This is a genomic window from Smaragdicoccus niigatensis DSM 44881 = NBRC 103563 (assembly GCF_000380645.1).
Taxonomy (GTDB): domain Bacteria; phylum Actinomycetota; class Actinomycetes; order Mycobacteriales; family Mycobacteriaceae; genus Smaragdicoccus; species Smaragdicoccus niigatensis.
This window is the reverse complement of the sequence record NZ_AQXZ01000014.1, coordinates 149,434-162,123: the sequence shown is the minus strand read 5'-3', so window position 1 is coordinate 162,123 and position 12,690 is coordinate 149,434. Positions and strand designations below refer to the sequence as shown.

The following is a 12,690-nucleotide window of genomic DNA, read 5'->3' as shown; positions in this document are numbered from 1 at the left end:
ATGGCGAGCCCCAGCCGACCGCCGATCGTGGACAATTTTGTTCTCGCGATCATCGGGGTAGCCATCCTGGCGTCGGTGTTCCCGGCCTCTGGGACATTTGCCGATGTGGTCAAGGTCGTGACCATGGTCGCGATCGCAGCCTTGTTCTTCCTCTACGGTGCGCGGCTCTCGCCGAACGAGGCTCTCGCCGGCCTGGCCCACTGGCGACTCCACGCGGTCGTTCTCGCTTCGACCTTCGTGCTGTTCCCGCTGCTCGGTCTCGCGGCGACCGTCACAAGTCCCGCCCTCATTCCGGACGGCCTCTACACGGGTCTGCTCTTCCTTTGTCTAGTGCCGTCTACGGTTCAGTCGTCCATCGTCTTCACGTCGATCGCACGGGGCAATGTCGCCGGGGCCGTGGTGAGCGCGTCGATCTCGAACCTGCTCGGTGTCTTCATCACGCCGCTTCTGGTCATCGCCCTCATGAACACCACGGGCAAGGCCACGGTCGACGCTGGGTCCGTCGTGAACATCGTGGTTCAACTCCTGTTGCCGTTCCTGCTGGGACAGTTGCTCCGACCCTGGGTCAAAGACGTCGTGGCGCGCTATTCGAAGCAGACCAAGGCCATCGATCGTGGCTCGATTCTTCTCGTGGTCTACAGCGCCTTCAGCGCGTCGCAACGCGAGCACGTTTGGAGCAATCTGTCACTGTGGCGAATCGTGGCCATCGTCCTTCTATGCGCTCTGCTGCTCGCGATCGTCCTCGGCGTGACGTGGTTGGCCGGACGAGCTTTGGGGTTCGCGCGCGAAGACCGAGTCGTCATCGTCTTCTGCGGATCGAAGAAGAGCCTCGCGAGCGGACTCCCCATGGCGTCCGTTCTCTTCGCCGGTCACCCGATCGGCATGATCGTGCTGCCGTTGATGATCTTCCATCAGATTCAGTTGATCGTGTGCGCTGTCCTAGCCCAGCGTTGGGAGCATGCGGCAGCAACTGCGTAGTTGTTCCGTGGGCAATCCTTCGGTGGCACGCCGAAAGAATGCCCACTTAGACTCCGGGGGTCCTTGGACAGCGCAGACCTAGTTCCGATCTAGTTCGATCGGATGCGTCGCGATCATGGCCAAGGGCATTGGCTGCCGTCGTAGGACTTTGGCCCACAGGTCTTCGCGGGGCAGGCACAGGACATCCTGGGCGCGCGAGGACACGACCAACCAATCGTCGCGGTCGAGTTCGCCTTGCAGCTGTCCCATGGTCCACCCCGAATATCCGGCGTACACACGGATCCCTTCGAGGACAGTGGCCAGTGACTCCGGATCGGTGTCCAAGTCCACCATGACCACCCGGCCATCGACTCGCCGGAGGCCGGGCACGCCCTCGGCATCGACCCCGAGTCGTAGGACGCCCAAGCAGATTGCCGAATCGCGACGCACTGGACCGCCGACGTAGACGGCTTTGGGACGGGGAGCCAGGGACTCCCATGCCGGAAAGACGTTGTGCAGTGCCGTATCACTTCGGCGGTTCAGCACTACGCCGAGCGATCCTGCCTCATTGTGTTCGATGATGTAGATGACGGTCCGTCGGAAGGTCGGCTCGTGGAGATCGGTCGAAGCGACGAGCAGATCGCCGGCGCGCGGCGCATCGTCGTACGACCAGCCTCCGGGTTCCTCTGACGCGGGCACCATCCAATCATCTGGCAAGACGACGATCTTCGCATTGAAAGGTTCAAGGGTGAGCGACACGACGCGGCCGTCCGGGGTCACCCGGCAGCTACGGTTCGCGTTCCGGAATCACCCTGGGCTAGCTCGCTTGGCAACGATCCGGTGGGCCAGTCAGTTTGGCGACGGAATGTTCCAAGCGGCGCTGTCCGGGGCGATCTTGTTCAACCCCGAACGGCACTCGGATCCGCTTCAGATCGCGGCGGGGTTCGCGATCTTGTTCGCGCCATATTCGTTCGTCGGTCCGTTCGCGGGCGCGATCCTCGATCGCTGGGACCGCCGGTTCGTTCTCTTCGTCGCCAATGTCCTACGACTTGTCCTCATCCTCGCGACGGCCGCGACATTGGTCCTGGGGGTCAACACCGCGGTTCCGCTCGTGGTGTCACTGACCGCGATCGGGATCAGCCGATTCGTGCTATCCGGCCTCGGGGCGAGCCTTCCACACGTCGTCGAGAAGTCGTGGATCGTGCCGACGAATGCCGCGCTGGCAACGTCGGCGGCGATCTGCTCTGGCTTGGGTGCGGGCGCAGCAGTCGCGATCATCTCCGCGATCGGGGAGGGGGACACCGGATCCGGGACCGCCGTCGGAGTGAGTGCTGTCCTATCCCTCATTTGTGCGCTGGCATTGGTCGGCTTCCGTCGGGGATTCCTCGGTCCCGACGATGCGCGACTGCACCCGTCCGGACTGGCAGCGGTCAAGGCGGTCGGTGCCGGCCTCTTCAATGGTGCCCGCGCGGTGTGGTCGTCCAAGGAAGTGACCACGACCCTGGTGGGTCTCGGTGTCCACCGTCTCGTGTTCGGTGCCAACACGTTGATCTTCGTGCTGAGTCTCAATCAGCGCGACGGCGGCGGATCAGCGACCGGTGGATTCATCGGATTCGGTGTCGCGATCGGTTGCGGCGCGGCGGGCATGTTCATCGCCGCGACGCTCACGCCGCTGATCATCCCGAAGCTGGGACGGCGCCGAACCATCGTGATCGCGCTCGCGGCCGCCTTCGTCGTCCAGTTGACCTTGGTCGCGCCCGTGCATCCCATCCCCATCCTCGCGGCGGCATTCCTGCTGTCCTTCGCCGGGCAAACGATCAAACTGGCGGGAGATGCCGCCATGCAGATCGACATCGACGACGCTCACCGAGGACAGGTATTCGCCTTGCAGGACACCGTGTTCAACATCGGGTTCGTGGCCGCTGCCGCAGCCGCGGCGGTGTGGGTCAGCGCGAGTGGATCACTGACCTCAGCGGCGATCGCCGCGAGTGCGCTGTACCTCGCCGGTCTGTTCGCCATCGCCGCCAACAACCGGCGCGACGTTCAGGACTGAAGATGCTTCCCTGGATCGGTCGACTCAGCGAACTGCCGTCGCGGGCAGTCAAGCAGGGCTGGGTCCTGGCCAACCATGTCCTAGCTACGACCGCATCGATCATCGAGCCGCTGGCCACGCTCAGCGCCGGCACTGCGACGGCACTGATGCCCGACTCGGTTCTGTACGCGATCAACGAGGGCCTCGTCCCACGACTGCTCGGGCGCCGCGTCGATCTACGGTACAAAGACCGGGTCATCCAGGGCACGCTGCGCGGCCTCGAAGTCCGGAGAGCCCGCGCGCGCCTGGCGGTCCGCGCGACCCTGGACGATCTCAGTTGGAACGGCCTCGAGGTGTCCCACCTCCGGATCCACGCCGAAGGGGTCCAGGTCATACCCGGTGTCCCAGCCCGGATCTGGGTCGAACGCATCGAACTTCGCGGCGACCTCGTCGTCGAGTCGGTCGTGTCCTGGCTCAATGGCAAGGGTCTCGACTGGGAGCTCTATGCCCATGACCCGGCCCCGCGCAAGGCGGACGCCGGTCCTGACAACTTCGTCGCCTACCACCGGCAGCGAAGAATTCGAGCGGTCATCGATGCCTCCGTGACCGATGACACCGTCCACGTACAGGTGGTTCGCGGCCGCTGGTACGGACTGCGCATCCCACGCACGAAGCTCACGTCGTGGGCGTTCCCGCTGACCCCGATCGGGAACGACGTTCGCATTCTGCACGCACGGCGAAGCGGTGAGACCGTCCACGTTGTCCTCGACCTCCCCTCAGTCAAGGGACAGATCGACCTGGGTCAGATGCGCGACGCCATCATTGCGGGAACGCGGTATGTCATTTCCTGAGCAGCGTCAGGGACGCAGCCACTTCGTCACCGACCCGCCGAGCATGAGGACGATGGCCGCGACGATGAGAAGAAGTTGGGCCTCCGCGAGGATCCGAACAGGCATCGCGTCGCTGTGGGGCAGGGACAGCATCACGACGTAGAACAGCACACTGACTGCCGCGGTCACCGTTCCGGTGAGTACGAGAACCGTCCGTGCCGACAGACTTCGACGCCCGGTCATCAGGACGGCCGCGAGCAGGTTTCCCACCGCGAGTACCAACTGGGCATAGGTCAGCCACATGGGACCGTTGTTCGCGATCTCGTGCAGTGCGTCGGTCTGCGAGGGGTCTGCGGACGGCGCCGCGATCAGACGGTCGTAGAGGGCGGCGGCCGCCGGGTCCAGCAGATCCCGACCAACGACCGAGAGTCCAAGGGTCACCACCGCTGCGGTCAACCAGCATGCCGTGGACGCCACCAGGCGAGGTGGAGTTGGCGGTGCCACGCTCGCGCCGAGCGGTTTCGAACGAAAAACCGGCGGAGCGGGGGGACCGGACGGGTCAGTCACAGTTACTGATTATCGCGCTGCTGGTCTTCCCACCAGCGCAGCAAGGCCTCTTCGGCTTCCGCGTCGGACATCGGGCCGCGGTCCAGACGCTGGTCCTTGAGGAACTGCCACGCCTGCCCGACGACCGGACCTGGTGGGACAGAGAGCAATTCCATGATTCGGTTGCCGTCGAGCTGAGGCCTGACCTTGGCCAGATCTTCCGCTTCCCGAATTTGGTCAATGCGGTGCTCGAGGCTGTCATAGGACGACTGCAACGCTGCGGCGCGGCGCTTGTTCCGGGTCGTGCAGTCCGCTCGAACCAGTTTGTGCAGCCGGGAGAGTAGGGGACCGGCATCGGTCACGTACCGACGGACCGCGGAGTCCGTCCACTGGCCACCGCTGTAGCCGTGGAAACGCAGGTGCAGGAAGACCAGTTGGGCGACATCGTCGATGACCTGGTTCGGGTACTTCAACGTCCGCATCCGTCGACGCACGAGCTTCGCACCTACGACTTCGTGGTGGTGGAAGCTGACGCCGCCGCCGGATTCGTGACGCCGCGTGCCGGGCTTGCCGACGTCGTGCAGGATCGCGGCCCAGCGCAGGACCAGATCGGGATCCGACTCTTCGAGGTCGATTGCCTGACGCAGCACGGTCAGCGAATGCTGGTAGACGTCCTTGTGTTGGTGGTGTTCGTCGATCTCGAGTCGCAGCGCCGGAATCTCCGGCAGCACCCGATCCGCGAGTCCGGTCACGCACAGGAGGTCGATGCCGTCCTCCGGATGCGTGCCGAGGATGAGCTTGTCGAGTTCGGCGCGGATCCGTTCGACGGTGATGCGGTCGATCTGGTCGGCCATATCGACGATGGCCTTCGACACCCGCGGCGCGACGGCGAACCCCAGCTGCGACACGAACCGCGCGGCTCGCATCATGCGCAGGGGGTCGTCACTGAACGAACTCTCCGGCGCTGACGGGGTATCGAGTACGCCGGCGACGAGAGCATCGACGCCGTGGAGCGGGTCGACGAACTCCTCGGCACCGCCCCGGCCGATCTTGATGGCCATGGCGTTGACCGTGAAGTCCCGTCGAACGAGGTCGTCCTCGAGCGAGGTGCCGTACTGAACTTCGGGATTGCGGGTGACGCCGTTATAGACGTCGCTGCGATAGGTGGTGATCTCGATCAGGTGCGAACCCTTGGCCGCGCTGACCGTGCCGAACCGGATGCCGGTGTCCCACTGGTTGTCGACCAGGCCGCGGAGCAGTTCCTGAACCTTCTCCGGACGGGCATCGGTCGTGAAGTCGAGATCGAGTCCCAAGCGGCCGAGCAACGCATCGCGCACCGTGCCACCGACGAGGTAGAGATCGTGGCCGGCGTCCGCGAATCGCTCACCGAGCGGAACCAGAACGTCACCCAGATGCCGCAGGGTGACCGCTGCCGAGGCCAGCAGTCGGGCCCGGCGTTCGGGATCGACAGGGCTGGGGGAATCGGGATTGACCACGACGAATGAGCTTATCCGCTTCCTCGGTTGTATCCCGCCACGGTCACGGGTTCATACCACAAGGTGACCGGCAACCGAGAGTGATCAAAATGACACGATACATTTGTGAGGTGTCAGCCGCCGACCGAGCAAATCAGCGACGCCGCAACCCGCGGCGGCGCCAGGGCGGTGATCCGGCGGGTGCCCCCCGAATGCGCACTGTGCGTGAGACTTCCGCTGGTGGATTGGTCATTTCGGGCCTCGACGGGCCGCGTGAGTTCCTGCGCGCGGCGCTGATCGGGCGTACCGACCGCCGCGGTCGTCTGCTGTGGTCGCTGCCGAAGGGCCACATCGAACAAGGCGAATCCGCCGAGGAAACGGCGATGCGCGAGGTTCGCGAAGAGACCGGAATCAGCGGTGCGGTGCTTGCCTCCCTCGGCAGCATCGAATACTGGTTCGTCACCGAGGGGCGCCGCATCCACAAGACAGTGCACCATTACCTCATGCGTGCGCTCGGTGGAGAACTGTCGGACTCCGACGTCGAGGTGACCGAGGTGGCGTGGGTGCCGCTCAGCGAACTCGAATCGAAACTCGCCTACGCCGACGAACGGAAACTCGCCGAGCTGGCTGGACAGCTCATCGACCGCATGGACAGCGAGAACCCCTCCGCCACCGACGCTGGCGACGCCGACTCCGCCACATGAGCCCTCGCCGCGGAACCCGCGCAGATTCCGCGCTGCGCACCCTCGTGCTGATTCTGTTCGCCGGCACAGCACTCTTTGCCGCCATGCCCCCGGCGACCGGCGCGCCGGCGCCGACGCGATACCTCAAGCTGTCGATCGACTCAGTCAATCCGCCGTCCGTTGGCGCCGAACCAGCCGACCTCGAGGTCAAGGCGACGATCCAGAACGTCAGCGATCGTCCGGTCGTCGACCTTGTGGTGCGAATGCAGCGGGCCGCAAAGATCTCCGCGGAGTCCCAGCTGCGCAGCATGCTGCTTCCCGAGCAGCAGGGCTTCGACATCGCCGGTCCGTTCGAGAAGGTGAGCCCGCGCCTCGACCCCGGCAAGAAGGTGTCCTTCACGATCACCCTGCCGCTGCACCCGGGGAACAGCCCGTCGCTGAACATCACCGAACCCGGCGTTTATCCGGTACTGCTCAACGTCAACGCCACGCCGAAGCCGGGCATCGAATCGAAGCTCGACGAGGCTCGCTTCCTCCTTCCGGTGGTCGATGTGCCGGCCGCCGAGCCGGCAACGGTGACCAAGCCTTCTGCTGCCGTGACCCTCTTGTGGCCCATCTCGGACAGCCCGCAGACGGCGTCTGGTGTCCCTGGGTCGGCGTCCGATCGCGTCCGACTGGTCGATGAGGACCTCGCCAAGTCCTTGGTCGCGGGTGGCCGACTCAACGACATGTTGACCGCCGTCGAAACCGCCGCAGGCGGCACCGGTGACAAGCAGAAACGCATGGCAAGCGCCATGTGTCTGGCGATCGATCCCGACCTCCTGTCCACGGTCTCGTCCATGACCCGCGGCTATGACGTCCTCGATGACCCCGCGGCGCCCCAGGGACGGGTCCACCCCGGCACCGGGATGGCGGGCGCTCTCAACTGGCTCAACCGACTTCGGACACTCGCCGATTCGATGTGCACGATCCCGATGCCGTTCGCCCGGACCGACATCACGGCGGTCGACCGACTCGACGACGAGGACCTGTTCGACCGTGCGGTGTTGCGCGGCGTCGACACCGTCGAGTCGATCCTCAGCGTCAAGACTCTGCACGGGGTCGTGTGGCCGGGCGCCGGAATGATCGACCAAAAGACCGCGGTGGCCCTTCGAAGCGATGGCGTCACGGCTGTTCTGCTCGCCCGTGACGGCTTCAGCGACGACAACAATCCGGCCAACCCGGTCCCGGACGTCGTCAGCGTCCCGAGCGCGCCCGCGCCTGCCGGCCAGACCGGACCGCCACTGCGCGGTGTCGCGTACGACGCGTATGCCGCCAGCGCCCTCGCCGCCGTCGGTGTGGATCCGCAGACCCCGGTGTTCACACCGGAACGGGTGCGATTCAACGTCGCCGGCGACTCTCGAACCGCCCGCCTGCAGGACGCGCTCGGCGCGGTGTCCTTCGCCGCGCTGACCGCACCCGGTGACTCACCCCGTGGGCTGTTCCTGGCCCCGCCGCAGTCGTGGGATCCCAGCGTGGGTGAGACTCGGGCAATCCTGACCCAGGTCAGTGACTTCCTGACCAGCGGTCGAGCAGTGGCTCGTCCCTTGTCCGCGCTGACGGGTGGGACCTCGACCGGACCGGCCGCGAGCATCTTCTACTCGGACCGCGCCGAGGCCGAGGCCCCCGGGGACGACATCCGCGGCGAGGTCTCGGCACAGAACTCGCGGCTCGGCATCCTCCAGGAGTCCATGGTCGACGACCCGAATGCGGCGCCGACTCCGGAGGAGTTCCTGGCCCCACTACGCGACGAACTGCTCCGTGCGCTGGCCACTCCCGGACGAAACAGCGCGAGTACCGCGGACGTCCGGGACGCCAGCCGAGTCCGCCGCGCACAGCTCGTCCGCTCCGTCGATGGCATGTTCCACTCGGTCACCGTCTTGGCCCCGAGCGGGGTGTACACGCTGGCCTCGGCACAGAGCCCGCTGCCGCTCGTCGCGCGAAACGACCTGCCGGTCCCGATTCGCGTGCGGATCGTCATGGACCCACCGCCGGAGATGTCCCTCGGGGACATGGGTCTGGTCGAACTGCCCGCCCGTGGCAGCCGGACGCTTCAGATCCCGACCAAGGTCAGTGCCAACCGCAAGATCGTCCTGCCTGTGGAATTGACCACGGTCACTGGACATCCGCTGGGATCCCCGGCGATTCTGACGATTCGATCGAATGCATATGGTCAGGCGCTGACAATCATCACAGCGTGTGCGGGAGCGTTGTTGCTCTTCCTCGCCGGCCGACGACTCTGGCGCCGATTCCGCGGACAGCCAGACCCCGCAGACGAGGGGCGCGCGCCGTCCCAGCACCCACTCCGGAGGCACAGTGACGAGTAAGGCCGAGTCGGGCACCGGGGCGGACAGCCGGCTCCTGGCGACCACGGGCTCGATCGCGATTGCGACGCTGACGAGCCGCATCACCGGCTTCATGAAGCAGGTCCTCATCGCGGCGGTCCTCGGTGGCGCGATCGGTTCGTCGTTCACCGTCGCCAGCGTGATCCCGAACATGATCTCCGAGTTCGTCCTCGGAGCGGTGCTGACCCAGGTCGTCATCCCGGTGCTCGTCCGTTCCGAAGCCGAGGACCCGGACGGCGGGGCGATGTTCATCCGCCGCCTGTTCAACGCCGCACTGGTGACTCTCGGTACGGCCGCGGTCCTCGCAACGGCCGCCGCGCCCCTGCTGACCTACCTCTATCTGGGCCCGCACCCCAAGGTCGACCCGCACCTCACGACGACCCTGTCCTATCTGCTGCTGCCCGCGATCCTCTTCTACGGCCTCACCGCCCTGTTCACCGGCATCTTGAACACCCGGCTGAACTTCAAGCCCGGGGCCTGGGCACCGGTGCTGAACAACGTCGTCTTCCTCGCGGTGCTGATCTCGTACTGGTTCCTGCCGGAGAGTCTCGGGACGACCCGGCTGTACATCCTCGGTGTCGGCGCCACGTTCGGCGTCTTGAGCCAGGTCATCCTGCTGTTCACCGCGATTCGCAAGGCCGGAGTCGACCTGCGCCCGAAGTGGGGCCTTGACGATCGGCTGCGGAAGTTCGGCGGCATGGCGGCCGCGGTGCTGCTGTACGTAGCCATCAGCCAAGTGGGATTCATCGTCGCGACCAACGTGTCCGCGGGACATGACGTCGCCGGTCCGATCATCTACAGCAACGCCTGGCTGCTTCTCCAGCTGCCGTACGGCGTGATCGGCGTGACCCTGTTGACCGCGATCATGCCCCGCATGAGCCGCAAGGCGGCCGCGAACGACAGTCAAGGTGTCATCGAGGACCTGACCATGGGCACCCGGCTGACCTTCCTCGGACTCCTCCCGATCGTCGTCTTCCTGACCCTCATGGGTCGGCAGGTGGGCGTGGCGCTGTACGGATACGGCAAGTTCACCGGAGACGCCGCCCGCCTCGGTGAAGCCGTCTCCTGGTCGGCGTTCACCCTCATCCCGTATGCGCTGGTCCTGCTGTACCTTCGGGTCTTCTACGCGCAGGAGCGGGCCTGGACGCCGGTCTGGATCGTCGTGGGCATCACCACGGTGAAGATCGTCCTCTCAGTGCTGACACCGCAGGTCGCCAGCGATGACAACCACGTCGTCATCCTGCTCGGTGTCGCCAATGGACTGGCTTATGTCACCGGTGCGATCATCTCGGTTGCCCTACTCCGGCGGTCCCTGGGACACCTGCAACTCCAGGCTGTCGTCCGGACATTTGCGCAGATCATGGTCGCGTCCCTCGTCGCCGGGCTGGTCATGTTCGGATTCGACTGGGTAGCCCACCTAGGACATCTGCCCCAGGCATATGGGGGCATCGGTGCGCTGGTCCGAGTCGCGATCGATGGCATTTTGTATCTGGGGGTTACCGGCGTGGGACTGCTGCTCCTGCGCGTTCCAGAGGTCACGATGATCTGGCGTTCGGTCACACAACGGTTGCGACCTGCGAAAAGCGGTCAGTAGGTCCGACTGACCGGCGGTGACCTGTCGTAGGCTGCTCACCGAAAAACCAAACCACGCCCGCAACATGGAAGTAGGGGATGAGTTGAGCGACGACGTCGAAGCCACCGGCGCCGCGGCACCTCCACCTCGCCGACGTGGGGCTCTGGTTCCCGGTGCGGCGATCGGTGGAGGCCGCTATCGGCTGCTGGCCGAGCATGGCGGTACCCACAACCTCCAGTTCTGGCAGGCCCGTGACACGCGGCTCGAACGCGATGTCGCGATCACGATCGTCCCGACGGAGCCGGACGCGAAGATCTCCAACTCGGAGCAGAACGACATCCTCACGCGCACACTGCGGCTGGGAAAGATCGCGTCGCCCGGATTGACCCGCGTCCTCGACGTGACGCGCAGCGGCTCAACGGGTCTCGTCATCGCAGAATGGACGCCGGGCGCATCGCTGCGGGAAGCCTGTGAGGGCGAACCGAACGGTTTCGCCGCGGCGCGAGCCGTCGCGGTTCTCGCGCAGGCCGCCGAAGAGGCGCACGGCGACGGCAGCACGCTGTCGATCGAGCATCCGGATCAGATCCGCATCTCGGCCGACGGGAAGGCCGTCCTGGCGTTTCCGGGCTCGCACAGTGGCTCCGACGTCGAATCCGACGTCCGCGGCCTCGGCGCTGTCCTCTACGCGCTGTTGACCGGCCGTTGGGCACTCGGCACGGCCGATGCGGGCGCCGGTGGGCTCGAGCCCGCGGTCCGCGGCGACAACGGGAAGCTCGTTGACCCGTCCGATATCCACCCTGATCTGCCGTTCGAGATCTCGGCGGTCGCGCTCCGTGCGCTCGGCGCCGACCGCGGGGTGCGCACTGCGGCGACTGTCCAGCATGTTCTCGAGCAGGCCTCCGCGGGTTACGGCGAAGCTGACTACATTCCACCGGTTCGCCTGGGACAGAAGCCGGTCGAGGTCGACCCGGAGCAGAACAAGCGCACGTTCATCGCCCTGGGTGTTTTGGGCGTCGTCACGGTCGTGCTGTTCGCCCTGATCGGCAGCTGGATCATGGGGCTTCTCGCCGGCGGTGGCAACGACACCTCCCTGTCCGACCAGGGATTCGGTTTCGCCACCTCATCGACGACCACGACCACCGGAAAAGCTCCCGAGCCGGAGGGCATCCCGCTCTTCGCGACCGGCGCCGACGTCTTCTCCCCGAAGGGCAGCCCGGACAACGCCGACTCCGCGGGATACGCGATCGACAATGACGAGTCGACGAAGTGGTCGACGGACTCGTATGCCGCCCAATTCCCCTCGTACAAGGAAGGCGTCGGCCTGCTGTTGACGCTGCCGAAGACGTCCCGGATTCTCACCGCCACGATCAACACCGACTCGCCGGGAACTGTCGTCGAGATCCGTACGGCACGTAGTTCGAGCCCGGAGAACCTCAGCGACACGACCCTCGTCAGCGCGGCGACGACATTGCAGTCCGGCGAGAACGAGATCAAGCTCAATGCGCCAGACGAGGTTCGTTACGTCATCGTCTGGATCACCAAACTGGCAGATCCGAAGAAGCAGTCTTCGATCATCGAAGTGAGTTTCACGACCCCGCAGCAGTAACCTTCCGAGTAGGGCGGGTTTGGTTTGCTGGAAGGTCACCGTGGATCTCGTGACGGATGCGGAGTTGTTGGCGGCACATGTCGCCGGCGATCGTCACGCATTCGGGGACCTCGTCAAGCGCCACTACGACCAGCTGTGGCGGACCGCGGTGCGCACGTCCTACTCACGCGAGGACGCGGCTGACGCGCTGCAGGAAGCGCTTCTGAAGGCGCATCGCTCAGCCGGGGACTTCCGCGCCGCCGCGTCGGTGTCCACCTGGCTGCATCGGATCGTGGTGAACGCCTGCCTGGACCGCATTCGGCGCAACAAGGCACGTCCGGCCGTCACGCTGGACTACACCGAAACGCCGGAGCCATCGGACCCGCGGAATGTGACGGCCGAACGCGAGACTGCGGCCCTCATCGAGCGAGCGCTGGCCGTTTTGCCGCCGGATCAACGTGCCGCGATCGTCGCGGTCGACGTCGAGGGGTACTCGGTCAACGAAGCCGCCGACTTGTTGGGCGTACCCAGCGGTACCGTCAAGAGTCGTTGTGCGCGCGGTCGCCTTCGTCTCGCCCAGGAGTTGGAATTCCTCCGCGACCCACGGAACCGAACGTGAGCCGAA

10 protein-coding genes and 1 pseudogene are annotated in these 12,690 nt (G+C 65.6%); 8 read left to right on the top strand and 3 right to left on the bottom strand.

The window, feature by feature from the left end:
* Window positions 1-978: a bile acid:sodium symporter family protein gene (locus tag F600_RS0107735; protein ID WP_018160027.1), complete on the top strand. Its 978-nt coding sequence runs from the start codon at window positions 1-3 to the stop codon at window positions 976-978.
* 78 nt (window positions 979-1,056) lie between these two features.
* Here the strand turns inward: F600_RS0107735 and F600_RS0107730 are convergent, their stop codons facing one another.
* Complete coding sequence (locus F600_RS0107730; protein ID WP_026306284.1) at window positions 1,057-1,659, bottom strand: YqgE/AlgH family protein; 603 nt, start codon at window positions 1,657-1,659, stop codon at window positions 1,057-1,059.
* 46 nt (window positions 1,660-1,705) lie between these two features.
* Between F600_RS0107730 and F600_RS0107725 the strand changes: the two genes are divergently transcribed.
* Window positions 1,706-3,010, top strand: a complete 1,305-nt coding sequence (locus tag F600_RS0107725) for an MFS transporter (protein WP_018160025.1) — start codon at window positions 1,706-1,708, stop codon at window positions 3,008-3,010.
* 2 nt (window positions 3,011-3,012) lie between these two features.
* The gene (locus tag F600_RS0107720; RefSeq protein ID WP_018160024.1) at window positions 3,013-3,840 is read left to right on the top strand and encodes a hypothetical protein; all 828 of its coding nucleotides are present in this window, start codon (window positions 3,013-3,015) and stop codon (window positions 3,838-3,840) included.
* 6 nt (window positions 3,841-3,846) lie between these two features.
* Here the strand turns inward: F600_RS0107720 and F600_RS0107715 are convergent, their stop codons facing one another.
* Entirely contained in the window at window positions 3,847-4,323 is a 477-nt protein-coding gene (locus F600_RS0107715) for a hypothetical protein (protein ID WP_156024469.1), read from the bottom strand.
* A 65-nt stretch (window positions 4,324-4,388) separates the two neighbouring features.
* The gene (locus tag F600_RS0107710; protein ID WP_018160022.1) at window positions 4,389-5,861 is read right to left on the bottom strand and encodes a CCA tRNA nucleotidyltransferase; all 1,473 of its coding nucleotides are present in this window, start codon (window positions 5,859-5,861) and stop codon (window positions 4,389-4,391) included.
* Window positions 5,862-5,971: 110 nt separating this feature from the next.
* Here F600_RS0107710 and F600_RS0107705 point away from each other — a divergent pair, with 110 nt between their 5' ends.
* The 5 genes and pseudogenes from F600_RS0107705 (at window position 5,972) to sigM (ending at window position 12,684) form a co-directional block, all read left to right on the top strand.
* Window positions 5,972-6,544, top strand: coding sequence for an NUDIX hydrolase (locus F600_RS0107705; protein ID WP_081628759.1), 573 nt, complete (start codon window positions 5,972-5,974; stop codon window positions 6,542-6,544).
* Complete coding sequence (locus F600_RS27385; protein ID WP_018160020.1) at window positions 6,541-8,889, top strand: DUF6049 family protein; 2,349 nt, start codon at window positions 6,541-6,543, stop codon at window positions 8,887-8,889. The genes F600_RS0107705 and F600_RS27385 overlap by 4 nt, the downstream gene beginning before the upstream one ends.
* Window positions 8,882-10,480: pseudogene (murJ, locus tag F600_RS27380) on the top strand (murein biosynthesis integral membrane protein MurJ); the annotation flags it as partial. The gene F600_RS27385 and the pseudogene murJ, both read left to right, overlap by 8 nt.
* A gap of 103 nt (window positions 10,481-10,583) precedes the next feature.
* On the top strand, window positions 10,584-12,086 hold the full coding sequence (locus tag F600_RS27375) for a protein kinase family protein (RefSeq protein ID WP_156024468.1): 1,503 nt from the start codon (window positions 10,584-10,586) through the stop codon (window positions 12,084-12,086).
* Between the two features lie 49 nt (window positions 12,087-12,135).
* Window positions 12,136-12,684: an RNA polymerase sigma factor SigM gene (sigM, locus tag F600_RS0107690; RefSeq protein ID WP_026306282.1), complete on the top strand. Its 549-nt coding sequence runs from the start codon at window positions 12,136-12,138 to the stop codon at window positions 12,682-12,684.
* Window positions 12,685-12,690 lie beyond the last annotated feature (6 nt).